General features: G+C 54.2%; 18 protein-coding genes and 1 tRNA gene. 13 read left to right on the top strand and 6 right to left on the bottom strand.

Translation table 11 applies throughout. The annotated features are described in order from the left end of the window. Positions 1 to 7: 7 nt before the first annotated feature. The 5 genes from ACK3CJ_RS03235 to ACK3CJ_RS03215 form a co-directional block, all read right to left on the bottom strand. Positions 8 to 1,756, bottom strand: a complete 1,749-nt coding sequence (locus tag ACK3CJ_RS03235) for a methyl-accepting chemotaxis protein (protein WP_409524977.1) — start codon at positions 1,754 to 1,756, stop codon at positions 8 to 10. Then, on the bottom strand, positions 1,722 to 4,124 hold the full coding sequence (locus tag ACK3CJ_RS03230; RefSeq protein ID WP_409524975.1) for a hybrid sensor histidine kinase/response regulator: 2,403 nt from the start codon (positions 4,122 to 4,124) through the stop codon (positions 1,722 to 1,724). The genes ACK3CJ_RS03235 and ACK3CJ_RS03230 overlap by 35 nt, the downstream gene beginning before the upstream one ends. A 109-nt stretch (positions 4,125 to 4,233) precedes the next feature. Further along, complete coding sequence (locus ACK3CJ_RS03225) at positions 4,234 to 4,782, bottom strand: chemotaxis protein CheW (protein ID WP_409524974.1); 549 nt, start codon at positions 4,780 to 4,782, stop codon at positions 4,234 to 4,236. Next, a complete protein-coding gene (locus ACK3CJ_RS03220) occupies positions 4,779 to 6,236 on the bottom strand; it encodes a CheR family methyltransferase (RefSeq protein ID WP_409524972.1) in 1,458 nt (485 codons plus the stop codon). The genes ACK3CJ_RS03225 and ACK3CJ_RS03220 overlap by 4 nt, the downstream gene beginning before the upstream one ends. Next, entirely contained in the window at positions 6,202 to 6,660 is a 459-nt protein-coding gene (locus ACK3CJ_RS03215) for a chemotaxis protein CheW (protein ID WP_409524971.1), read from the bottom strand. The genes ACK3CJ_RS03220 and ACK3CJ_RS03215 overlap by 35 nt, the downstream gene beginning before the upstream one ends. Positions 6,661 to 6,980: 320 nt before the next feature. On the opposite strand from ACK3CJ_RS03215, the gene ACK3CJ_RS03210 reads away from it, so the two are divergent. After that, a complete protein-coding gene (locus ACK3CJ_RS03210; protein WP_409524970.1) occupies positions 6,981 to 8,312 on the top strand; it encodes an alpha/beta fold hydrolase in 1,332 nt (443 codons plus the stop codon). 122 nt (positions 8,313 to 8,434) lie between these two features. Beyond that, positions 8,435 to 9,655 (top strand): alanine transaminase, encoded by a 1,221-nt coding sequence (alaC, locus tag ACK3CJ_RS03205; RefSeq protein WP_409524968.1) that lies wholly within the window; start codon positions 8,435 to 8,437, stop codon positions 9,653 to 9,655. Positions 9,656 to 9,833: 178 nt separating this feature from the next. Here the strand turns inward: alaC and ACK3CJ_RS03200 are convergent, their stop codons facing one another. Next, entirely contained in the window at positions 9,834 to 10,901 is a 1,068-nt protein-coding gene (locus ACK3CJ_RS03200) for a GlxA family transcriptional regulator (protein ID WP_409524967.1), read from the bottom strand. Between the two features lie 188 nt (positions 10,902 to 11,089). On the opposite strand from ACK3CJ_RS03200, the gene ACK3CJ_RS03195 reads away from it, so the two are divergent. The 11 genes from ACK3CJ_RS03195 to ACK3CJ_RS03145 all read left to right on the top strand — a co-directional run bounded on the left by ACK3CJ_RS03195 (position 11,090) and on the right by ACK3CJ_RS03145 (position 25,803). Further along, positions 11,090 to 15,910, top strand: a complete 4,821-nt coding sequence (locus tag ACK3CJ_RS03195; RefSeq protein WP_409524966.1) for an NAD-glutamate dehydrogenase — start codon at positions 11,090 to 11,092, stop codon at positions 15,908 to 15,910. Between the two features lie 263 nt (positions 15,911 to 16,173). Continuing rightward, positions 16,174 to 17,199: an arginine N-succinyltransferase gene (locus tag ACK3CJ_RS03190; protein WP_409524965.1), complete on the top strand. Its 1,026-nt coding sequence runs from the start codon at positions 16,174 to 16,176 to the stop codon at positions 17,197 to 17,199. Positions 17,200 to 17,293: 94 nt separating this feature from the next. Beyond that, the gene (astB, locus tag ACK3CJ_RS03185; RefSeq protein WP_409524964.1) at positions 17,294 to 18,640 is read left to right on the top strand and encodes an N-succinylarginine dihydrolase; all 1,347 of its coding nucleotides are present in this window, start codon (positions 17,294 to 17,296) and stop codon (positions 18,638 to 18,640) included. Positions 18,641 to 18,733: 93 nt separating this feature from the next. Further along, the gene (locus ACK3CJ_RS03180; RefSeq protein WP_409524963.1) at positions 18,734 to 19,537 is read left to right on the top strand and encodes an ABC transporter ATP-binding protein; all 804 of its coding nucleotides are present in this window, start codon (positions 18,734 to 18,736) and stop codon (positions 19,535 to 19,537) included. A gap of 37 nt (positions 19,538 to 19,574) precedes the next feature. Further along, positions 19,575 to 20,288, top strand: a complete 714-nt coding sequence (locus ACK3CJ_RS03175) for a transporter substrate-binding domain-containing protein (RefSeq protein ID WP_409524961.1) — start codon at positions 19,575 to 19,577, stop codon at positions 20,286 to 20,288. Positions 20,289 to 20,355: 67 nt separating this feature from the next. After that, a complete protein-coding gene (locus tag ACK3CJ_RS03170; protein ID WP_409524960.1) occupies positions 20,356 to 21,237 on the top strand; it encodes an ABC transporter permease in 882 nt (293 codons plus the stop codon). Continuing rightward, positions 21,234 to 22,097, top strand: coding sequence for an ABC transporter permease (locus ACK3CJ_RS03165; protein WP_409524959.1), 864 nt, complete (start codon positions 21,234 to 21,236; stop codon positions 22,095 to 22,097). Before ACK3CJ_RS03170 ends, ACK3CJ_RS03165 begins: the two co-directional genes overlap by 4 nt. A gap of 165 nt (positions 22,098 to 22,262) precedes the next feature. Continuing rightward, positions 22,263 to 24,728, top strand: coding sequence for an EAL domain-containing protein (locus tag ACK3CJ_RS03160; protein WP_409524958.1), 2,466 nt, complete (start codon positions 22,263 to 22,265; stop codon positions 24,726 to 24,728). A 146-nt stretch (positions 24,729 to 24,874) separates the two neighbouring features. Further along, a complete protein-coding gene (gene flgM, locus ACK3CJ_RS03155) occupies positions 24,875 to 25,189 on the top strand; it encodes a flagellar biosynthesis anti-sigma factor FlgM (RefSeq protein WP_409524957.1) in 315 nt (104 codons plus the stop codon). Between the two features lie 9 nt (positions 25,190 to 25,198). After that, a complete protein-coding gene (locus ACK3CJ_RS03150) occupies positions 25,199 to 25,684 on the top strand; it encodes a flagella synthesis protein FlgN (RefSeq protein ID WP_409524955.1) in 486 nt (161 codons plus the stop codon). Between the two features lie 43 nt (positions 25,685 to 25,727). Continuing rightward, positions 25,728 to 25,803: transfer RNA gene (locus ACK3CJ_RS03145), tRNA-Arg, on the top strand. Positions 25,804 to 25,848: the final 45 nt, after the last annotated feature.

The following is a 25,848-nucleotide window of genomic DNA, read 5'->3' as shown; positions in this document are numbered from 1 at the left end:
TACGCCGTCAAAGACGAAAGCGCGACACACTCTCCTTAAGGCTGCTACCCAGCGCATGCAGATCCCGCGCAGCCTGCTCAGCTTGTCGCGCCCCCGCCACATTGTTCTGGCTGGCGTTGTTGATGTCCTGCATCGCCATCGCGACCTGATCCATCCCCACCAACTGCTGTTGGCTGGATGCCGCGATCTGCATCGCCGCATCTGTTGACTGATCAAAGCGTTCCGTCAGAGCCAGCAGTGCCTCACCTGAACGTCGCGCCTGATCATAGCCATTTTCCACAGCGCGACTGTTCTGCTCTGTCATCAGCACAGCCTTGCTCATCGCTTTCTGGATCTCGTTAAGGATGCTGCGCACCTGTACCGTTGCCTGCTTTGACTGCTCTGCCAGAGACCTGATCTCCTGTGCCACCACCGAAAACCCCTTGCCATGCTCATCTGCCTTCACCGCCTCGATCGAGGCATTGACCCCCAGCAGGTTGGACTGCTCGGCCAGATCACCCACGGTATTGACGATCTCGCTCACTGCCTGACTCTGCTCGCTCAGATTGCCGATGCTGTCAGACAGCGTCTGCATCTGCTGGCGTATCTCACTCATCCCCGACATTACGGTATCCACCGCCGCCCGGCCTTCACGAGTGATCCGACTGGTATGTTCGGCACTGTCGGTAACCTGTCGCGCTTTCTGGCTCGCCAGTGTCGCTGTCTGCTTCACCTCCTCTACTGTGGTGGTGATCTCCTGCACGGCACTGGCAGTCTGTTGCGCCGAAGAGACAACCTGGCCGGTGGTACTGAGAATCTCCTGACTGGCCGTCGCCAGTACCGCTATGCTGTCGTTCAGACCACTGAGTAACTGGCGTAGGTTCGTGGCCATCACATTGAACGCACTGCCCAGCTGATCCTGTTCCGAGCGTGGCTGGATCTGTACACTCAGATCGCCTTGAGCAACCTGCTGTGCACGATCCGCCAGATCATTCAAATATTTGCCCATTTCATCAAATGCCTGGCTCAACAACCCCACTTCATCCCGTCGCAGCGAAAGGTCTGAACGACTGAGTCGTTCACCCTCTGCAATACGACCAGCAGATCCCGCCAGTTCAAGCAAAGGGGCCGCCAGTGTTCGATTCAGGTTCCAGATAGCAAACCCTATCAACAGCATAACCAGCAACATCCCTGCCAAGGTCAGCTGTCTTTGCTGTCGCAGCATCATCTCACTCGCCGCTATCTGCTGCTCCACCCGCTGCTCTACCGCCACACCGATCTCTTCAGACAGCTCCCTGAAGCGTGAGATTCGATCCTGCTGAATTCCCAGCAGCATTGCCTGTGCCGACCGTGAATCGCCCAGACGCAACAAGGGTAAAATCTGACTCTGACCTGTCTGGTTGAACTGCTCATGCAACTGCCTCAACTCTCGCAGGCTCGCCTGCAACTGCGGATAGATCGCCAGTGACTGCAACAGGTCATCCAGCCGTTCAACTTCCTCATTCATACCTGCCTGTAACTTCACCTCATCAGCACTGTTCAGATCACCGCGCAGGCTGATTGCCAGCGTCTGCGCACGGCGCTCGTTAAGATCAATACGCAAAGCTTCCAGTGACAGCAACGGTCGCATTGCATCGTTGTAAAGCGCCTGCTCTCCCTGTTGTATCTGTTGCAGTTGCTGCAGCGATTGAAACAGCATCAACAGTATGACCAGCGCCAGAACGCCGAACATCAACAGCAACTTATGGCGTGTTTTCAGATTCAGATAAAGCTTCATCAGCGGAGCTCCCTTGTATCAATAACCGCTTTAACAGGTCCAACAGGTGATCCTGGTCAAAACCGCTTTTCTGGATGTAGGCACTGGCGCCGACCTCAAGCCCCCGCTCTCGGTCTTCGGGGCTTTGCAGCGCTGTCACCAGTACTACCGGAAGGTCAGTCAGCACTGCGTCAGCACGGATACGCGCAGTCAGATCGAAACCATCCAGCCTCGGCATCTCGATATCTGACACGACTCCATCAAACCGTCCCTGCTGCAACACTTGCCAGGCCTCCTCCCCATCCACTGCCACCTGCACCTCATAACCGGAACTTTCCAGAATGCTCTTGAGCAGGCTACGGGCGGTGATGGAGTCCTCAACCACCAGCAACCGATGACGCTGTGCCGGTTTCTGCTGCTGCCATCTCAAGGTTGTTGTTTCGGTACGACACGCGCTCTGGTAGATATCCAGCATGTCCAGCACCGGCACCAACTGGCCATCACCAAGGCTGGCAGCCCCAGTGACATTGGGCACTCTTTTCAGCTGTGGTCCCAGGCTTTTCAGCGTGATCTCCTGATCGTTGAGTATCTCATCCACTTGCAGGGCATAGGGGCCGTCTGCCGCTTCCAGCAACACCAATTGCACCTCCTGCTCCATCGGGGCCGCATCCTGCAACTGTAAAAGCTCAGACAAACGCCATAAAGGTAACGCTTGCCCCTCCAGTACCAATGAAACACGATTCTCGATACTGCCAAGACTGCTCAGAGGAACACGAAGCACTCTCTGAACTGTCTGACTGGGAATTGCAAACAGGCGCTGCGCGACTCGCACCAGCAAAGCACGATAGGTCGCCAGACTGACCGGCAAAGTCAGAACAAAACGACACCCCTGCTCCGGTTCGCTGAAGACTTCGACCTTGCCATTCAGACGCAAAACCTTCTCCTCGACGATCGCCAGCCCTAATCCACGCCCCGAGAGCTCGGTCAGCATCGCGCTGGTACTCAAGCCGGAGCGGAATATCAGTCGCTGACTATCTGTCTCATCCAGAGTCTCTGCCTGCTCAGCATTGATAACTCCCTGTGCCAGGGCTTTCGCTCTGAGTCTGTCCGTTTGTAGCCCGGCACCATCATCAGCAACCGTCAACGTAATGCGATCGCTGCGCGTCTGTGAAAACTGAATCTGCAGGCTACCTTGCTCGGGCTTACCCTGTTTCAAGCGCTGTTGTGGCGTTTCGATACCATGATCAATGGCGTTACGAAGCAGATGCTGCAGGGGGCTGCGCACTTCATCGAGGATCCGCTTGTCGACCTGGTAATCAGTGCCGCTGACAGTCAGGTTCACCTGTTTACCCGCTGCTGCTGCCAGATCCCGCACCATCGCAGGAACCCCTTCAACAAGGGTCGCACAAGGCAACAACAGAATCCGTTGAAGATCTTGTCTCAGCTCTACCGCCAGCCCTTCGGTACGGTGTGCTAACTGGTCTGCTTGGCGGGCTTGAGCCAGCAGGCGATATTCCCACTGATCGAAAAACTCAACGATACGGGTACCGAGCACGGACAATGTTTCGTGTAAATGCTCAAGTCTGGACGCATCGACCATATCAGACCCGGTTCTTATCTCCTGTAGACTACGTAGTGCTGCACTCAGCTGCGGCCGTTGGCGAATACGCCAATTGGCAAACTCCCGCGCCGAATGTTGCAGCACTCGGGCATGTTCGGCACTTTCCAGCCTGGTTTCGAGTAGTGTTTCGGCATACAGCCAGAGTTGATCCAGGGCTTCAGCACTCACCCTCAGCCGACCTGGCGCGGCCTGACCTACTGGACGGATCATATCTGCCGATAATGGTTCCACCTGGCAGGATTCTGGTGACTCTCGTGATTCTAATGACTCAGCAGGTGCCTGCTGAGCTGATACCTCCTGCTGGCTTTCTGCTGCCTGAGAAGCTGTTGTCTGTGAAGCTGCTGCCTGAGAGGCCGGCATCTGATGTCTGGCAGCCTGCTCAAGCGCTCGGCACAACTCTGCCAGCGCCTGATCAGGAGGTATCGCGGGAGCGGCCTCGGACTTGCTGTCAAGACGCTTTTGCAACCAGCGCAAAGCTTGCAGTGAGAGCTGTATCTGCTCGGTATCCGGCTCCGCCTCTCCTTTTCTGAACTGTGCAAAAAGACTCTCCAGTGCCTGACACAACTGCTCCACATCAGCAAGGCTGACAGCGCGCGCAGCTCCCTTGAGACTGTGCACCTCACGATACAGCACCTCCAGCAATTCAGCCGTTATTGATCCCTGTGCCAGTTGTGCCAGCCCATCATCCAGGAGGTGCAGACGCTCTTCGGCCTCCTGTTGGAAGGCCTTCAGTAGTCGTTGCTGCAACTGTTGTCGAGAATCAGCCATATCGTCCGTATGCGCCCTGCATACCCTCTCCCTGTTTTTCCATGTTCATTCGGTTTTATCTATGTTTCTGTACAAATGCCTCTACTCATATACCTCTACACACTTATCTCTACACATAGGATTCAACTACCAGATGCGGATCACCCAGTAGTTTTCGTCCATCCAGAACGGCCCAGTGCTCCTGGGTCACGCCCAGCAGATACTCTTTCCGTATCCCTTTGAGGTGAGAAGGCCCCGCCTGAAGTGCTTGCTCAGGAATAGTGCAAAAGCCAACTGTGCGATCCGTCAGCAGTGCAAACTCCATAGTGCCATTGCTCAACACCGCAATGCGGTTGAGATCGGTCAGCCCTCTGCGCGGCATCTCAAACAGACAACGCAGATCCAGTACCGACACGATCCTGCCACGTACACTGACGACCCCTGGCAGATGATCCGGAGTACCTGGAATAGAGGTCAGTTGGCGCAACGGCAATACTTCGATAACAAACTGCGCTTCAACGGCATAGATCTCCTGCGCCAACTCGAAATGGAAGAGCGCCAACTGCAAAGAGTTATCCGGTTCAACATCCGGACGAGCCAGCAGACGTGCCCGCTCCACCAGACACTGTTGCATCTGATCCTCATCTGGCTCGGTCTGACTATCCATATACTGAGTCATACACTGCACCTGCTTTTGAGGGTCGATCTGGATACCAGCAGCCACTCTCGGCACTGGGCAACACTGGCATCTCCAGCTTCAGGTAAAATCTGATCATCTGGCAGATCTGCCAGCAACCTCAGGCAGTTGTCATAGTGACGCCGTGCCAGCTCAGGCTTTTGCAACCCAACTGCGATATGGCCACTCAGGTAATGCGCCAATACAAAATGCGGATCCAGATAAAGCACTTTGTGCAAGAGTTGACTGGCTGGCTGCAGCCGCCCCCCTTCCCACTCCAACAGCGCCTGTAACCAGTAGCTGCGGGGGTCCAGCTTGTTCAGCACCTGCGCCTGCTGTAACTGCTCTGTTGCGCCTTCCAGATCGCCGCAATCAGCCAGATCTCTAGCCTGTTGAAGTACCACCTCCAGCGTTTGACCCACTTGCTGCTGCATTTGCTCAGAGCCTCTGATTCTGGTCTTTGAGAAAGTACGCAGGTCCGCTGGAGCGCTCTGGAAAAGCAGAGAGCGATCTATCGGTTCTCCTTCTGATGGCAGATCAGCAGCTACTGCGACCTTATTCAGTATTCTCGGCGACTCTTCTGCCGGTCGCGGCAACACCGCAATCGCGCCAGGCCTGCTCTCCGATCGCCAACCGGCTTCCTGACAAAGACCCGCCTCAACCGGTGCCAGCAACAAAATACCGGACTCGCACAGGCAACTCTGTAAGCGCTTCAGCACCTGTTTTATCTGCCCGGGCTCGAAATACATCAGGACATTACGGCACAATATGAGGTCAAACTCGGACATACCCTTTGTCGGATCCGGATAAACAGGCTCCACCAGATTAAGCTCACGAAACACCACGCTATCGCGCAGGGAGCTGTCGATTTGCCAGCCGTGATGATCACTGCCGGTGAAAAAACGCTCACGTATGGATGAGTCCAGTTGCCGTAATGACCAGCTGCGATAATGTCCCAGCTGTGCCTGCTCCAGAAACAAAGGATTAATATCGGTTCCGAGAATATCAATCCGCCATCCCTGCACATCCGGTAACAGTTGCCGCACCAGCATCGCCAGGCTGTATGCCTCCTCTCCGCTGCAGCAGCCGGCACTCCAGATACGCAACCACCGGCAGTTGCTATCTCGCCGCCGCGCCAGCAATGGCTGCAGAAAATGATCGCTCAGATAATGGAATAGCGACGGGTCACGGAAAAAGTAGGTTTCTCCCACCGTCAGATGCTGCGCCAGCTTTTTTCGGACATCGTCCGGCCAGACACGCTGTTCCAGTAATGGCAAGAGCCCTGCCAGACTGGCCAAACCAAGATCTTGAGCCACCCGACGGAGTTGACGTGCCATTTCCGGCCAGCGCAAAGGCGGAAAGTGCAGCCCCAGTCGTTCGGCAAGCAGGTGCTCAAAGCAGAGCAACAGCTCTCGGTCGGAATCAACTAGAGGTGATATGATGTGCGATTGCATCATCCAGCATCTCCTTCTCATCCAGACTGAGTAGTAAGTTAAGATCCTGAATCAACAATAAACCGTCAGGCAAGCGTACGAACGCCTTCAACAGAGAGGGGCAACAAGGCAGGGAAGAAGCCGGCAGCCGATCACTGTCGTCATAGACCTCAACCCCATCCACCGCATCAACCCAGAGTAACCAGTCACAATCAGAAACGGTGACCCGCAGCATACGATGCTGCGGTACCAGTCGTTGTTCGGGTAGTTTCAGACGATGACGCAGGTTGGCAACCGGCAGGATTTTACCGCCCAGGTTAACGACACCCGCAATCTGCTCCGGCATATCGGGCAGTGGACAGAATGCCACTGCGTGAAAAACCCTTTGCACATCCTCAAGATCCAGCGCATAGCGCTGCTCTGCCAGATGAAAAGCCAGCACATGCATGCCCAGCCCCTCGCCCTCTATGGCTATCTGGTTGATCGGCTATCACATGAAGAAAGCTCTACTTCGCTTTACTTCGCTCCTGATAAACAGAATAGCTGCTCGCAGACAACCCGCAAGCACGAGAGTAGATTTATCAGGATTGATTGCTCACCTTTTCCTGACTCTCCAAACCTTGCAAAAATCAAGTGACCAGAAAGTGACTGCACCAAATGGATGATTCCGCCCCCTCACTATCTGTATACTATACTGCTGTTATCAGCGAACACTGCCTCAGAGCCAATTCAAAAGGCAGTGCTCATGGCCACCAGGCAGTATTCGATATGAAAATTTCCACCCCGTCAGCCAGTGCCCCTTCAGGCCAACTGACAGATACCGGCACCATATGCACCGTTACGGAAGATGAATATGAGCTCCTCACCGCCGTGTGGGAGGAGTCAGTGCGGGCCACTCACCACTTTCTCAGCGAAGAAGATATCAGCTCATTGCGACCTCGTGTTCTCAATGACTATCTTGCCTCGGTAGTGCTGCGCAGTTACCAGGATACAAACGGCCATATTCTGGGATTTATCGGCGTATCCGGCAATCGGATCGAGATGCTGTTCATATCACCGGAGAGTCGCGGCAAGGGGATTGGGCGTCGTCTGCTGCAACACGCCATTTCCGATATGGGTGCCACCATTCTGGATGTGAACGAGCAGAATCCCCAGGCTCTGGAGTTTTATCTGAAGATGGGATTTCGCATCATAGGTCGTTCGCCACTGGATATGATGGGTAATCCTTTTCCGTTGCTGCACCTTGAACTGACTGCGCCGAGTATTCAGAAGTGCAGTGTGCGAATCAACGATCGCGACATGGAGTTTTTTATTCAGGGCGACGGAGCTCCTGTACTGTTGGTGCATGGTGCGCTGGCTGACCATCGCATGTGGGAGAAACACAGTGCATTTCTGGCTGATGGATATACGGCGATTTCCTGTACTCAACGCTATTTCGGCAAGCGAACAGCGGTTGTGGATGAAAACCACCCGTTCGGTATCACAACACACCTGCAGGATCTGCGCAGTCTGATTGAGGTGGCGGACCGTGGCCCGGTGCATCTGGTTGCCTGGTCCTATGGTGCTGATGTGGCACTCGCGCTGGCTGTCCAGGCACCACATCTGGTGCGCAGCCTCTTCCTCTATGAGCCGGGCTGCCCTGTCTACCTGAATGAGGAGCAGATGCAGCGCTTCATGAGCGATGCAGAAAAAATGTTTGGGCCGATCTTCCCGCTTGTGCAGCTGCACCACCTTGAGAAAGCCGCTCGCCTGTTGCTGGATGCTTCCGGCGGGCACGATGGCTACTTTGAGGAGCAGGAGGAGTCGCTGCGTGTACAGCAATTGGAGAATGCTCACAGCCTCGCTCTGCAGATGGCTCAATCCGAACCACCAGCTATCACTCTGGAACAACTGAACCAGTTACGCATGCCAGTGGCACTGATGTGTGGTGAACACACACGTCCACTGTTCAAGGCAGTGTTTGATGCGGCGAGCGATGCGATTCATGGTGTGCATGCAAGCATACTTCCCGGTGTCGGACATATGTTGCCAATGGAAGATCCAGCCACATTCACTCACCTGGTTAGAGAATTTATTGACGGATTAGAGCAGACGGTCTGATCCCAGACTTTTTTGCTGACCACCTCTCGACAAACAGGTCGTGGACGCCTATCTTAACGTCAGGCTGCATAAGCAGTCGGCGTCGCTCGGACGGTTCCGGGCGCTTACGTTAAGAGATCATCATGAGTCACGAATTCAAGCGTCGTTTTGAGCGCATTGAGCGCTTGCCCCCCTATGTTTTCAATATCACTGCTGAGCTGAAGATGGCCGCGCGACGTCGCGGTGAGGATATTATCGATCTCAGCATGGGTAATCCCGATGGTGCCACACCACCGCATATCGTCGAGAAGCTCTGCACGGTTGCCCAACGCCCTGATACACATGGCTACTCCACTTCACGTGGCATTCCCCGCCTGCGTCGGGCGATCAGCCACTGGTATAAGGAGCGTTATGATGTGTCGATTGATCCCGAATCAGAAGCGATCGTCACCATTGGCTCCAAAGAGGGCCTGGCGCATCTGATGCTGGCGACGCTGGATCGCGGTGATGGCGTGCTGGTACCAAACCCCAGCTATCCGATCCATATCTATGGTGCCGTGATTGCCGGTGCGCAGGTACGCTCAGTGCCATTGATTCCGGGCATGGACTTTTTTGCTGAGCTGGAGCGCGCGATCAAGGAAAGCATCCCGAAGCCGAAGATGATGATTCTGGGCTTCCCCTCCAACCCGACCGCGCAGTGTGTCGAACTGGATTTTTTCGAGCGCGTAATTGCACTGGCAAAAGAGCACGACATTCTGGTGGTGCATGATCTGGCCTATGCCGATATCGTCTATGATGGCTGGAAAGCACCATCAATCATGCAAGTTCCGGGCGCGAAGGATGTTGCGGTGGAGTTCTTCACCTTGTCCAAGAGTTACAACATGGCGGGCTGGCGTATCGGCTTCATGGTCGGCAATCCCGAGCTGGTGAATGCACTGGCAAGGATCAAGAGTTATCACGACTATGGCACATTTACACCACTTCAGGTCGCTGCGATTGCAGCACTGGAGGGGGATCAGCAGTGCGTAAGCGAGATTGTCAGCAACTATCAGAAACGTCGCGATGTACTGGTGAAAGGGATGCATGAGCTGGGCTGGATGGTCGAAAACCCCAAGGCATCCATGTATGTCTGGGCTAAGATCCCCGAACAGTATGCTCACCTGGGTTCACTGGAGTTTGCCAAGAAGCTGCTGGCGGATGCGAAAGTGTCCGTATCACCGGGTATCGGCTTTGGCGATTACGGCGATGATCATGTGCGCTTTGCACTGATCGAAAATCAGGACCGTATCCGTCAGGCGCTGCGTGGCATCAAGGCGATGTTCCGTGCCGATGGCCTGCTACCGGCGAAAGCAACGGTGCGCTGATCAATCATTGGCACGGCTATTACCTGAATCCGTGATTTCAGGAGCATCCCGGACACCTTGGGTGAGACGCCGTGAATGCATCCCTGCAGGCTTGGATGCCGCGTCCCTGCGGCATACACTCACCCAAGGCCTCCGGGATGCATCTTCAAGTCCAGCCTTTACAAAACTTGCCGAATCATCACTGCGGCGATGAGCGCCCGAAGCTGCTCTGCAGATCCAGCAAGCCTTCTGCCAGTTGTGCCTGACGACGCTCCTGACGCGGAGTAATCCCGAAGTGGTTGCGGTAGCTGGTGCTGAAGTAGGAGGCGCTGGAAAAGCCACACATCAACCCCACCTGCAATATCGGATGGCTGGTGTTGCGTAACTGCTGACGCGCTTTTTCCAGCCTCAACTCCAGATAGTACTGAGACGGCATCGCCTGCAGATGTTGCTTGAACAAGCGTTCAAGATGACGCCGCGACACCCCGATCAGACTCGCCAGATCATCAATACTCAACGGCTCTTCAATATTCGCCTCCATCAGCATCACCGCCTCGGTCAGATTCGGTTGCTGAGTACCCAGCCGCACCTTGAGTGGCACCCGCTGCGGGTCATCACTCGCACGAATCCGTTCACAGACAAACTGCTCGGAAATAGCGGAAGCGAGGTCAATACCATGCTCACGCCCTATCAGGAACAGCAACATATCCATCGCCGCCGTGCCACCACTGCAGGTCAATCGATCGCGATCTATCTCAAACAATGTGCCGGTCGCATCAATCAGAGGAAACTCCTGCCTGAAATCAGGCAGATCCAACCAGTGGGTCGTGGCTCGATAGCCGTCAAGGAGCCCGGCGCAAGCCAGAAGATAAGCCCCGGTGCCGATTCCTCCAAGCAGGCGGGTACTGCGCTGCAGGCGTTTCAGCCGTGCGATCAGATCTGAGAATTCCACTCGCTGCGCACTGGCCGGGCCACACAGTATCAGGGCATCAAGCTGGCCTGCATCCTCGTAACCACATTCGGTTTTGATCTCGACCCCACAGCTGCTCTGCACGGCACCGGACTCGGCACCGATCAACACGACTTCGTAAAGGGTTTGAGCGACCAGACGATTAGCCATATGCAGAGCTTCAACGGCACTGGAAAAGCCAATCAGCGAGAAATCAGGTACCAGCAGAAAGCCATACCTTTGTGTCTGAAGTGACTTTACCGGTAATTGATGTTGATCACTCAACGCCTGATCTGCCTTATGGTTAGAGTTATGCAACTGATGTTCTTTATCATAGACCTCCGGCACACATAATCGAAGTAGATTCGTGCCACCACAGTTCATGGATGCTATGCTGTTTAAAATCGACGTCGCATTGTCAAAATTCGTCATCTGTCGCGTCTGAACTTTATCACTAATAATAATTCTACCGTTTCTTCTGCATAAACAATAAACCGGATCTTCACATGGACAGAAAGTCTGCTACCGAGATACAGCCCGCAACGCCCCTCCATCAACTGATCAGAGAATGCCACCCCGAGGCCATCGCCCAACAGCTTGAACTGCTGCAGCACGCATTTTTTCAAAGCAACGAGGTCGATGACGATCAGCCAGTGAACGCAACCGATCAATATTGCGCCCTCATGTCAGTCTGGGAGTGTGCGCAGAAGCGCCAACCGGGAGAAACGCTGATTCGCGTGTTCAATCCGGATCCCGCCAAGTGCGGCTGGCATACCGAGCACACCCTGGTCGAGATCATCATGGAGGATATGCCCTTCATCATCGCCAGCGTACTCGCCGATCTGGCTCGACAGAATATTCGCGTTCACCGCCAGGCTTATCCGGTATTTGTGATTGAACGTGACAAAAAAGGTGTCTTAAAGGCTGCACACTCATCCAGCTCTGCCGCAAAAGGGAAGCCCGAAGCCCTGCTGAGACTGGAGATAGATCGCCAGATCAGCCTGGAGCAACTCGACACCGTCGCAGAGAGCCTGCGCAATGTATTGAGCGATGTACGCGCCGCCGTAGAGGACTGGAAGCCGATGCTGGCACGCCTGGAAGAAGCTGCCAACTGGTGTACAACACATGCAGCCGGTTATCAGACGCCGGACCTGGAAGAAACCGTGCGCTTCCTGCGCTGGCTGGGACAGGAAAATTTCCTGCTGATCGGCTCACGCTTTTATGATGTGTCGCTCAAGTCAGACAATACTTATGATCTTAGCTATGTCGATGGCAGTGGCCTGGGCTGTTTCCGCGACCCGATCTCAGACAATCAACGCGAAATCCGCCTCGATGAGTATATGAGCCGCCTGATCGAGCAGCCAGACATGCTGGTGCTGACCAAGTCCACCACTCGCTCGACCGTACAGCAGTATGCTCACCTCGATTATGTCGGCGTTAAAAAGATCAATGAACAGGGCCAGATCATCGGTGAGTGGCGCTTCTTCGGCCTTTACTCCAGTAAGGCACATGACGCCCCGCTGTCAACCATACCGCTGATCAGTCAGCGTGTGCAGCGTGTTCTTACAGATTCCGGTCTGCCATCGGATAACCATGGCTACAAGGTACTGCGTCACCTGCTGAATACCTATCCGCGTGATGAGATACTCCAAGCCAGCTACGAGCAGTTCCGCGATGCCATTTTTGGCATGCAGCGCAGCTTCGAGCGTCGCCAATTAGGGCTGTTTTTACGCCCGGATACCTATGGCCGCTTCATCGATGTGTTGATGCTTGTGCCGCGAGATCGCTACAACACCAATCTGCGCCTTCGGGTTCTGGAAATTCTCAAAGCGGAGTTCGATGCCTACAGCGTGGAGTTCGGAGTACGCCTTAGCGAGCAACCCCTGGCACTGATCGAGTTCACCATTCATTGTCGCAAGGCGCATCTGATCAACCCCGATGTGAAGAAGCTGAAGCAGCAGATCAATGATGCGATGCTCTCCTGGCAGGACAAGCTGCACCATGCGATGCTGCAGGAACTGGATGAAGCAGAAGCCAACCGTCTTCTGACCGTGTTTGGCAATGCATTGCCAACCGCCTATGAGGAAGAGATCGGCGCCAGTGAAGCTGTACGTGATATCTGCACACTGGATCGGATGAGTACACCACTGACCACGCAGTTGTATCCACGCGTCAGTGATAACGACACAATCCGGTTCAAGGTGCTCGGCCAGGGACAGAGTATCGCACTGTCTGATGTTTTGCCGATTCTGGAACATCTGGGTGTACGTGTCCTCAGCGCCTCGCCCTATGATGTCGAATCGGATGACGGCCGCGCCTTCTGGATCATCGATTTCAGTCTCGACAGTGCCGATAATCCTGACCTCAGCTCTGCTCAGATGCGCCAGCAGTTCCAGGAAAGTTTTATCCGCACCTATGTCGGCGAACTGGAAAACGACCGCTTCCATCAGTTAATCCTGAAAGCGGGCATCAGCTATCGCGAAGTGGAGCTGATGCGAGCACTGTGCAAGTATCTGTTGCAGCTCAGCCTGCCATTCAGTCAGCACTATATTGAGCAGGCGCTGTCGCGCAACCCGCAGCTTTGTCGGCTGCTTATCTCTCTGTTTGTCGCACGATTCGATCCCGCGCTGAAGGGCAATAGGGATAAACTGCAGGCCAGCATCACTACCGAGATCAACAATGCGCTCGAAGCGGTCGACAATCTGGATGAAGACCGTATCCTGCGTCATTATCTGGAACTGATTCAGGCGATGCTGCGCACCAGCTACTATCAGGTAAACGCTGATCAGCCGCGCGACCGTCTCTCGTTCAAATTCAATACCCGCTCCATCATGGCCGCACCTGAACCACGCCCTGCGTTCGAGATCTTTGTTTATTCACCACGAGTGGAGGGTGTACACCTTCGCGCGGGGCCGGTTGCACGAGGCGGGCTGCGTTGGTCTGATCGTCGCGAAGATTTCCGTACTGAGGTGCTGGGACTGGTGAAAGCCCAGATGGTCAAGAATGCCGTGATCGTTCCGGTCGGCGCCAAGGGCGGATTCGTTCCCAAGAAACTACCCGAGAATGGTGATCGCAACGCCGTGCAGGAAGAGGTTATCCGTTGCTACAAAACTTTCATTCGCGGACTGCTGGATCTGACCGACAACCTGAAGGACAACCAACCGGTTGCACCGAAAGATGTGGTCTGCCACGACACGCCTGATCCTTACCTGGTCGTGGCAGCCGACAAGGGCACGGCCACTTTCTCAGACATCGCCAACGGCATCTCTCGTGAGTATGACTTCTGGCTGGATGATGCCTTCGCTTCCGGTGGCAGCAATGGCTACGATCACAAGCAGATGGGGATTACGGCACGTGGCGCCTGGGAATCGGTCAAGCGCCTGTTCCGCGAACAGAACCGCAACAGCCAGCGTGAAGACTTCACCGTAATCGGCATCGGCGATATGGCTGGCGATGTGTTCGGCAATGGCATGCTGCTGTCACCGCATATCCGCCTGTTGGCTGCCTTCAACCATATGCATATCTTTATCGACCCCAACCCTGATGCTGCCAGCAGTTTCGAGGAGCGTCAGCGTCTGTTCAAACTGCCACGCTCCAGTTGGGAAGACTATGACGCGACCCTGATTTCAAAAGGGGGCGGCATCTATCGTCGCAGTGCCAAGTTCATTGAACTGAGTGCTCAGGCGCGTAAAGCACTCGGTATCAGCGACAAACGGCTTGCGCCGACCGACCTGATCCATAAGCTGTTGCAGGCTCCGGTCGATCTGCTGTGGAACGGCGGTATCGGTACTTATGCCAAGGCCAGCACCGAATCCCACGCAGATGTTGGTGATCGTGCTAATGACAGCCTGCGAGTGGATGGGGGTGATCTGCAGGTCAAGGTGGTCGGCGAAGGGGGCAATCTGGGGCTGACGCAAAAAGCGCGTATCGAATTTGCCCGCAAGGGTGGCCTGATCAACACCGATGCCATCGATAATGCCGGTGGCGTGGACTCATCAGACCACGAGGTGAACCTGAAAATACTGCTGAGCCAGGAAGTATCGAGCGGCCGGCTCAGTGAAGCCGATCGCAACAAACTGTTGGCGAGCATGACGGATGAGATTGCCACACTGGTATTGAAGCATAATTTTCAGCAGAGCCAGATTCTCAGCCTGTGTGCCTGGCAGGCACCTCAGCGCCTGAACGATCATCGTCGTCTGATCCATATGCTTGAACGTGCAGGCCGCTTGAATCGCAAGCTGGAACACCTGCCCAATGAAGAGTATCTGGATGAACTGGCACGCAGCAACTCTGGCCTGAGCCGTCCTGAGATTGCGGTACTGGTGGCCTACAGCAAACTCTGGCTGTCTGATCAGTTGATCGCCGAAGGCGTAGGCGAGGATCAGGATCTGGCCAGCCTGTTGCCAGATTATTTCCCGGCAGTTATCCGCAGCCGCTACCCGCAGCAGATACAACAGCACCCACTGCGTGCCGAGCTGATGGCGACTCATCTGACCAACCTGGTCTGCAACCGTATGGGATCAACTTTTGTCAGCTACCTGCAGTCGGAAACCAACTGCTCCGCTCTGAATGCTGTACGGGCGTTTTTCGCGCTGAGTCAGATTTTCAATCTGAACAGCACCTGGCAGGAACTGGAAGCCCTGGAAGAGACCGTTGATGATCAACTGTTCCGTACTCAACTGACACGGATTCAGGACCTGGTGGAGCGCTCAGCCCTGTGGCTGGTGCGCCGCACTCCGGGCAATCTCAGCATTGCTCAGTTGGTCGAGCGCTATCATCAATTGCAGTCAGAACTGCCGAGTGCCCTGCCGGAATTGATGCATGAAAGCGGACGTGAGGTGATAGAAGTAGCAGTGGCAGAGCTGCAGGCCGGTGGAGTTCCCGAGTCACTGGCAATGCGACTGGCGAGCCTGCCGCACCTGTATGCAGGACTGGATATTGTCGAATTGGCGCAGGAGCAGAATCAGAGCAGCGAAGATACCGCACGCCTCTATTTTGCGCTGGAGCAGGAGCTGCATCTGCAACCCCTTCGCCAGTATATCGCCAAGCTGCCAGAAGAGGATCTCTGGCAACGCAAGGCCCGGGCGGCTCTCGCCTTTGAGGTCGACCGTGGCCAGCTGCAGGCCTGCACCAGCATTCTGCAGGATACAGATGCCAATCTGCCACTGACTGAGCGTCTGTCTTTTTGGCAGACACAGTACGACAAGGAGTTGCGCATTCTGCAGCAGACGTTCACCGAGGTGCGCAGCAACGATCGACCGGATCTGGCGATGCTGTCAATCGTGGTACGCAAACTCGGCAGCATCCATCAACTTCATCTGGCCTGACCTCCCCTCGCATAAACCTACCGCTCAAGACGACACTGATTCCATTGGAATAACTCCTTGGAATCAGGGTCGTGGCAGGCTCATCTGGACACTTGGCAAACCCGCCACAAGTAGCCCATGTCTGATAGTTAAAAATCCACGTCGCATCAGTAACACTTTTGCTCTGTCGGCAAACGCCACAATGGTCAATAATGTCGCAGACCTGCTCACAGATAGATCCTCAGCCGAAGAAGCAGAGTATAAATATAACGGAGAGAGCACCTATGCTGATTATTAGACCGGTTGATTTTCCGGATCTGCCAGCACTGGAACAGTTATCCGCCAAGTCTGGCGGAGGGATTACGACCCTCCCCGCCAACAAAGAACATCTGGCGCGATTGATTGGTACAACCCAGAACTCCCTGAACAAAAAGGTGACTCTTCCACATGATGAGTCCTATCACTTCGTGCTGGAAGATACGACAACCGGCCACCTCATCGGCATCAGCGGTATTGAGTCCTGCATCGGACTGGATACGCCCTTCTACAGTTACCGCATCGACGAGGTGATACACGCCTCCAGCGAACTGCAGATTCACAACCGGATTCCCTCTCTGAACCTGTGTCAGGACTATAACGGCACCAGCCGTCTGTGCACCCGTTTTCTGGAGCCGGGACAGAACACCCCCTTTAACAGCCACCTGCTCTCCCGCGCCCGCATGCTGTTCATGGCTGAGCACATGAAGCGCTTTTCTCGTCGCACGGTCGCCGAGCTGCAGGGGTTGATTGATGAGCATGGCAAATCCCCCTTCTGGGAAGCGGTCGGGCGTCACTTCTTCAGAATGGATCTGGCCAAGGCCGATTATCTCAGTGGCATCAACCGCAAAACCTTTATTGCCGAACTGATGCCGCACTACCCTGTTTACGTCCCACTGCTGAACGAAGAGGCGCAGGAGGCGCTCGGTCAGCCACGCCCGGACATCGAGCATGTCATGGATCTGCTGGAGGACGAAGGTTTTGAGTATCGCGGCTATGTCGATATTTTTGACGCAGGCCCGACACTGGAGGTGCGCACGGATAACATCCGAACCATCTGGCAAAGTCGCAACATCACGGTTGAGATTGGCGAGGCCGAAGGGGATGACTGGCTGATGGTCAGCAACAATCGACTACAGGATTATCGTTGCCTGATCATGCGTGGCAATGCTGACAGCCCTGTCATATCAGTGGAAGTGGCAGACAGATTGCAAGTCATCAGTGGCGATACCGTGCGCCTGGTCCAGTTGGATGCTGACGATCTGGGTATGTAGTAGAAGCTGTAACAATTTATACGCAAACAACACATAAGTAGCCGGTGGCCGCCAGCAGTCTATTTCGGCCATCATAATAACAAGAGATACGAACATGCAAAATCCTGCTAAAGCGCTTGAAGCCAACTTTGATGGCTTGGTTGGACCTACTCACAACTACAGTGGTTTGTCCTCGGGCAATCTGGCGTCCAGTAAGAACCAGGCCAAGCCATCCAGTCCCAGACAGGCGGCAAAGCAGGGTCTGGTAAAGATGAAGGCACTGCATGATGCAGGGCTGATTCAGGGCGTGCTCGCACCTCAGGAGCGCCCTGATATTCACACCCTTCGCCGCCTTGGCTTCAGCGGCAGTGATTCAGCAGTGCTGTTTCAGGCGCGCGAGTACTCACCGCGCCTGCTGGCTGCCTGCTGTTCGGCCTCCAGCATGTGGACGGCCAATGCCGCTACCGTATCGCCCAGTGCCGATACCATGGATGGCCGGGTGCATTTCACCCCCGCTAACCTGACCAATAAATTCCACCGCTCCATTGAGCATGAAACCACCGGCCGCATTCTGGCATCCACCTTCAACAGCGCCCGTCACTTTGTGCATCACTCAGCACTTCCGGGTGCAGAGCAGTTCGGTGATGAAGGGGCAGCCAACCACACCCGCTTCTGTCACGAATATGGCGATCCTGGCGTTGAGTTATTTGTCTTTGGGCGCTACGCCTTTGATGAAAGCCGCCCTAAACCGGTGCGCTACCCTGCCCGCCAGACATTCGAAGCGTCCCAGGCGATCGCGCGAAAACACAAACTATCACCGAACAAGGTCATCTACGCGCAACAGAACCCTGACCTGATCGACCAGGGCGTCTTCCACAACGACGTCATTGGTGTTGGTAACCGCAACCTGTTGTTCTGCCACGAACAGGCATACCTGAATCAGGAGCAGGTCAAGCAGGATCTGGCACGCGCCATGCATGGTGACTTCAGAGTTATTGAAGTGCCAACCGAGAAAGTCTCCGTGACGGATGCGGTGAAATCCTATATGTTCAACAGTCAACTGCTGACTATGCCTGATGGCCGTAACCTGTTGGTTATACCGGAAGAAAGTCGTCAGACAGCATCTGTCTGGAACTATCTCAACGAACTGCTGGAAAGCAAACAGGGGATCGATGAGCTGAAGATTTTTGATCTCAGACAGAGTATGTTCAACGGTGGTGGTCCTGCTTGTTTACGTTTGCGTGTGGTGCTGACCGAAGAAGAACGAAAAGCAACGAACCCACATACGCTGATGAATGATCAACTTTTTAGTAAACTGAACGACTGGATAGATCGCCACTACCGCGACTATCTCGAAGAAAAGGACCTGGCTGATCCACAATTGCTGCTCGAATCCCGCACAGCATTGGATGAGCTGACCCAGATTCTGAATCTGGGAGCGGTCTACCCGTTCCAGCGTTAAACCTTTAGCTGGCAGAATCCGATTCTGCCAGCTAAACAATAAGAACTGCGCTGGGTCAATATTCAGGACTACAGCGACAAGAGTAGGACAGTTATGCAAACACAAGATGCAACCGCCTATCCTGATACCAAGCCCGTTGTTATCTCGATGACCGGTATCCATAAGCGTTACGGCAATCTGGAAGTGATCAAAGGCGTTGATCTTGTCGCCCGCAAAGGGGACGTGATCTGCTTGATCGGCTCCTCAGGTTCCGGGAAAAGTACGCTGCTTCGCTGTGCCAACCTGCTTGAGATTCCGCAGCAAGGTGATATCGAGTTTGAAGGGGAGCATGTACTCTGGAAAGGCAACGACAGTCATCGTCAGCCAGGAGATCCGAAGCAGGTCATTCGCTTTCGTACCAAACTGTCGATGGTTTTCCAGCAATTCAACCTCTGGTCGCACATGAGCATTCTGCAAAATGTGATTGAAGCGCCGGTCACGGTATTGGGACAGGAAAGAGGTGCGGCTGAGAAGCTCGGACAAGCACTGCTGGATAAGGTCGGTATCGGTGACAAGAGCCACGCCTACCCATCACAGCTTTCAGGTGGACAACAACAACGTGCAGCCATTGCACGCGCACTGGCGATGGAGCCCACCGCCATGTTGTTCGACGAACCCACCAGTGCGTTGGACCCGGAGCTGGAACAGGAAGTTATTCGTGTTATCAAAGCATTGGCAGCAGAGGGCCGCACCATGATCATCGTCACCCATGACATGAATCTGGCGCGCGATGTTGCTGACCATGTGATATTTCTGCACCAGGGATTAATCGAAGAGCAGGGGCCACCTGCCGAAGTGTTAAGCAACCCTAAAAGTGAACGACTGAGGGGTTTTCTGAGTGCCTCTTCAGCGGACTGAAACTGTGAAACACGTGTTATCAACCAGGAGAACAACAATGAAAAAACTGATTATCGGATTAGCGCTGGCAGTATGTGCCAGTGGCACGGCTATGGCGCAGGATCGCACCGTTCGTATCGGCACAGAAGGTGCTTACCCTCCGTACAACTTCATCAATGACAATGGTGAAGTCGATGGTTTCGAGCGTGAGCTGGGAGACCGTCTTTGTGAAATGACAGGCTTCAGCTGCACCTGGGTCACCAACGACTGGGATACCATCATCCCCAACCTGGTATCCGGCAACTACGATGCCATCATGGCTGGCATGAGCATCACTGATGCCCGCAAGGAGATGATCTCCTTCACTCAGCGTTACAAGCCAGGTGACCCAAGCTCTTTTGTTGCCCTGGCGGGTGCCGATGAGTCCGTCATGACAGGCGTGGTTGCAGCACAGTCCAACACTATTCAGTCCAGCTACCTGGCTGATACTACAGCGACACTGGTCGAGTTCCCCACACCGGAAGACACCATCGCAGCCATGCGTAATGGCGAAGTCGACGCAGTACTGGCCAACAGCGCTTTCCTGACCGACTTCGTCAATGAAAGTGGCGGCGAGTTGGTATTTGTCGGTGAGCCTCTGGATATTGCTGACGGCGTTGGCATGGGTCTGAGAAAGAGTGACGACGATCTGCGTGAAGCGTTTGATGCAGCTATCAAAGAGCTGGAAGATAACGGCGAACTGCAGGTAATGCTGGATAAGTGGTTTAAATAATCACAGCCTGACGCTCTGACTACCCGGGAGGCCTGCCAGGCCTCCCACTTCGCATAGGGTGACTGTTTTGTTTGAGTTCTGTTCTGATCCCTCACTTCTGGAAGGGACCCAGTGGTTCATGTGTTACCTGACCACTGCCAAGCATTCGATGTTTTATTGGAGCTTCGGCATTGTGCTTGCGTTGCTGGCGCTGACAGCTCCCGCTGCTCTGCTGCTCGGTTTCCTCGGCGCCATGGCGAAACGCTCACATCATGTGGTGTTGCGCTGGATCGGTTCCATCTACACCAGCATGGTTCGGGGTATTCCCGATATTATTTTCTTCATGTTCGTGCCTATTGCCCTGGGGCAGGGTATCGAATATGTGCGCCACAAGATCAAGTGTCCTGATGTCACTGAGCCTATCCGCCAGGGCAATGATTTTGTGGTGTGCGCGGCTGCCAAGTTCCCGTTGGGAAGCGCCGATCAATGGGTACACCAAACCTATGGTTTCGCACTGGCCACAGTCGCCTTCGCCTTTGTGTTCGGTGCCTTTGTCGCCAACACAATCGATGGAGCGATGCGGGCGGTTCCGGCCAGCCAGCTCGAAACCGGCCATGCCTACGGCATGACACGCCGCCAGGTTTTCTGGCGCATTCTAGTTCCCCAGATGTGGAGCTATGCACTGCCCGGCCTGTCCAATCTCTGGCAGATCCTGATCAAGGCCACACCTCTGCTGTTCCTGCTCGGCGTACAGGATGTCGTCTATTGGGCACGTGAGCTCGGTGGCAGCAAAACCGGCCGCTACGAGTACCCGCATGGTGACTGGCGCTTGTGGTACTTCATAGCTTTGCTGGTGTTCTACCTGCTGATGACCTGGGGCAGTGAAAAAGTGTTCCGTCGTCTGAGCACCCGTTTTTCGCGTGGACAAGCCACTCAAGCTGGCCAACAACATCTGGAGGCTAAAGCATGAGCTGCCTGCAAACACTTTCTGAATATGGTCTGCGTTCGCTGGGTCATGGACCGCGATTGCTGCCACGCGGTGATATCACGCTATGTGACCAGATTGTTCTGATCGGCAGCGGAATGGTCTGGAACGTTTACTTTGCCGCACTGGCGCTGGCATTGGGTTTTTTCCTGGCCACAGCGCTGGCGCTGGCGAAGAACAGCAAAAACAGATTGCTACGCTCACCCGCTACAGGCTTTATCTTTGTGTTTCGCGGCTCCCCGCTGTTCATCCAATTCTTCCTCGCCTATGAAGCCTTTGTGCTGCTCCCGCGTGCAGGGATTGAGATAGACCTGCTGTTCGTGCAGATCACCGCGGAAACTCGCTGGCTGACCCGTGCGGCCGCGGGGGCCTTGATCGTACTGTTCCTGAACACATCTGCTTACTCGGCCGAGATTTTCTATGGTGCTCTGCGTTCAGTACCAAGGGGTGATCTGGAAGCGGCGGATGCCTATGGAATGAGTGGTTTCTCCCGCTTCAGAAAGATCGTCTGGCCAACTATGATGAGACTGGCCTGGCCCTCTTATACCAATGAAGCGATATTTCTGTTCCATGCCACCACGCTGGTGTTCTTCTCCGGCTTCCCGGCCTGGCAGCAGAAAGGAGATGCTCTGTACTATGCGCGCTATTTCGCAGATCAGACCTTCAACCCCTTCATCCCCTATCCGATTGCCGGGGCCTACTTCATTCTGTTCACGCTGATCCTGATCCTGATCTTCGGCAAGATCAATGACCACCTCAATCGCCACCTGGCGCGCGAGCAGCGGATCAAGATGAAACTGAGCACGCGCTTCTATCGCCGCACCCCCATGCCAGCACTACGCTGAGCTGTCGACAATTACGGGCCTGCTCGTCTGATGACGACAGGCCCGCTCCTATCGCTTCCCGCCTGACCAGCAACATTAGAAATAAGCACTATACTGGGTGCAGGAACCTCTGTCGCAAACGCCTGCATGGGAAGTTAGCTATTGCGCCTGCTCTGCTGCACTGGAATGCTGTTACTCTTGCTTTTATCCGGCCATGCTGGAGCTATGGCGCTGTCTGAGGGGTTCACCGGCTCTACCGACTACATCACCGAACCACTGCTGACAGCCATCGAAGGTACTGAGCGCCTCTCACCAGAACAAGCACTACAGGAGCTGAGCTTCGACTCTCGCCACTTCAGACAGGCCAGCGACCTCTCCACCGAAGCCTACTGGCACAAGATCACGTTTCCTTCCCCCCCAGCAACAACTGAGCTGATTCTACGACTGAGCAATATCATGATCGATGAGCTGGATCTGTACCTGATTCAGGATGGTCAGGTGGTACGTCACTGGATACGCGGAGACACTCAGCAATGGAACCCGGAGGAGAGCTACGCCAGCATATGGTTTCCGATAGACCTGCATCCGGGTAGCGAAAGCCTTCTACTGATTCGAAAAGCCAGCGAGGGTCCCTTACTGCTTCCCCTGCGATTAATGACCGCCCAGCAATTCAATCAGCTGACTGAGCGCAGCTTCAAGCTATGGGCAGCCGCTGCCGGTGCCCTGCTGATACTGTTGATTCATAACACGGTGATTTTTCTGCTCTTTCGCTACCCAGCCTATGGCTACTACATTCTGTTTCATCTGACCGTGTTTCTCAGTCTGGGCGTGACTCAGGGATTCGGACCCTGGTTGTGGCCCATGGCATTTAACCAATTCCTGGGCTCGATCATACTGACCCTATATACCCTCTCGGCCTGGACTATCTTTCATTTCAGCTTGCAGTTTCTGCAGGTACGAACCCGTTTACCGCGCTGGTGGCGCTATCGTCGTCTGGCTGACCTGGTATTTGCCTTCTCCGTACTCATCAGCCTGATCGTTCCCGAAAACTATTACGCAACCCCATTTTCGGTTTTGCAGGGCGTAGTATCAGTTTGCAGCATCTACTGGGGTATCGCCATCCTGCGCCGGGGTTTTAGCCCTGCCGCCTTGTACCTGCTTGCCTGGTCATTTTTTATCGTCGGTGCCGCCATCGGAGGTATGACATTTCGAAACCAGCTGCCTTTCAACAGTTTTACCGAACATGCATTGCTGATCAGTACGGTGATCGAACTTCTGGGCTTTTCGTTCAGCCTTTCACTGCGGGCAAGGCATCTGGAAACAGCAAAAAATCAGCAATTGATGACCAATCCAGAATCCGGTCTGCCAAATCGAAACTACTTTCTGAATCATCTGCGCAATCACCACCATCAAGAGTTGCCTGATCTATCGGTGCACCTGGTCCTGATCCATCTGTCTGGCATCACAGAGCTCAGTGAAGCGGTCGGTCCCGGCAGCGCTGGCAAAGCCACAGCCACACTGGCAAAGCGAGTCAATCAGGCCCTTGAGAACGAGCACTGTGTCATCAGGCATCGTTTACCTAATCTCAGCCAGGCCTGCGTTATCGATATGGATCAGGATAATCTGATTTTTCTCTGCCATCAGACCAACCGCCCTGAAGAGATCATTGAGCACCTGGAGCCGGTACTGAATCGATCTATCCGCCTGCACCAGATTGAGTTCCAGCAGCTCTATTCCATCGGTGTGGCGTCTGGATGCCTGAACGAACTGGATATGACTACTCTCTATCAACATGCTCAACTGGCCGCCCGCGCAAACTGGCGCTCAAACCATCTCTGGAGCCGGTATCAGGCAGATCAGCAATTGCATCAGCATACGCAACTGATGCTGGTAGCGGAGATGAGTAAAGCAATCCGCAGCCATGGCTTTCACTTTCTGATTCAACCCAAGGTAGAGCTGGCCAGTGGTCGTATCAGAAGCGGAGAGGTATTACTGCGCTGGAAACATCCGACACTTGGGATGGTTTCACCCGCCGAGTTTATCCCGCTGGCTGAGAATGTCGGACTTATCTTCAAGTTGACCCAACTGGTACTGAATATGGTGCTGAACTGGATAAGGCTCCACGCAGACGAATTGCACGATACGACGCTTGCCATCAACATTTCAGCCCGTGATCTACTGCAGCAGAACTTTGCTTCCGGATTGATAGAGTTATGCAGAACCTATGATATTTCCCCTCGCCGCATTGTGCTGGAAATTACTGAAACCACTGCCATCAGTGACAAGAATCTGGCTGCAGAAAATGCCGACGTGCTTCGCTCCGCAGGCTTCAGTCTGTCCATTGACGATTTTGGGGCTGGTTACAGCTCCATGCAGAATATCAATCGTCTGGCACCTGAGGAGATCAAGATTGATCGACTCTTTGTGTCCAACCTTACAGAGAATGAAACCCACCAGACACTGTGCCGTTGCCTGATCTATCTGAGTAAAGATCTGGGCACACGCTCTACCGCCGAAGGGATAGAAACCAACGAGCAGCTTGAGCTGCTCAGATCCTGGGGATGCCACTCAGGGCAGGGGTTCTACCTCTACCGGCCCATGCCCGCAGAGGAGTATCTGGCACTGCTTCAAGACTCGAGTGGCACTGGCTGATAGCTTTTATTTCCGTTACACTCGGAATCAAGATGCAACAAGCTGCTCTGCGTGATCGTCAGATAAAATTTTCTTTAAGATAATCCTAAAGAAAGCTGGAGCCTGACCGATAACATTAGCATGAACAGTTTACGAGGGATGTCAGGATGGCTATAGATCTCAACGGCCTGTCCTCAAATCAGACGACAGCAGCCCGCGGCAAGAGTGCCGAGCAGCAGCGCAACTCACCGGTAGCCGAGAAGAGTGAAAACAGCACTCTGAATCAGCCTGCCAGTGATACCGTGAAGCTCAGCGATGCTGCTCAGGCGCTTCAGGAAGCCGGGAAACGTCTGGATACAGCACCTGATGTTGATGCAGAGCGTATTGCCAGCATCAAAGCCGCTATTGCTGATGGTAGCTACCAGGTCGACAGCGGGCGCATAGCAAACAAGATGTTGCAGTTTGATAAACTTTTCAACTGATGAGTCTATATGTCAGATAAGTTGACGCAAGATTTCTTTGCCTTGGTTCGCCAGGGCATTTTGCTTTTTGAGCAACTGAAGTCGCAGCTGGAGGCAGAGCGTGCAGCTATTGAGGCACGCAGCCTTGATCAACTGACAGAAGCCACTGGACAGAAACAGACACTGCTGCAGCAGATCGAGCTGAATATCAAAGATCGTAACGATACCCTGATACAGCTGGGCTTTACCCCCTCAGAAGAGGGTGTCGAAAAACTACTCAGCCAGCTTCCAGAAAAACCCGCTCAACTGCTCACCGCTGAGTGGAACAAACTCACTGAATCACTACATGAAGTTCGCGAAAGCAACCTGCGTAATGAGCAGATAGTGAACCGCAGCAAACGCAACCTGGATCAGCTTATCGCACTGCTTCAAGGGCAGAGCGGCAAAGGTGTGCTGTATGACAATCGTGGTGAAAAAGGCAACTACTCACCACAGAGTCGTATCGGCAAGGCCTGAAACAGTGGCCAAAGCAATCATTTACCGGTAGAATCGCCGCCGTCTCCCTATAGTTCAACCGGATAGAACGGGCCCCTCCTAAGGGCCAGATCGGGGTTCGAGTCCCTGTGGGGAGGCCATTTCATCACTATTGAGCTGATTTTCAGCCTTCCTTTCCTCTCCAT

This window comes from Nitrincola salilacus, from assembly GCF_046271865.1.
Lineage (GTDB): Bacteria > Pseudomonadota > Gammaproteobacteria > Pseudomonadales > Balneatricaceae > Nitrincola > Nitrincola salilacus.
Note: the sequence above shows the minus strand (reverse complement) of the source record. Positions and strands in the feature narration are given on the sequence as shown.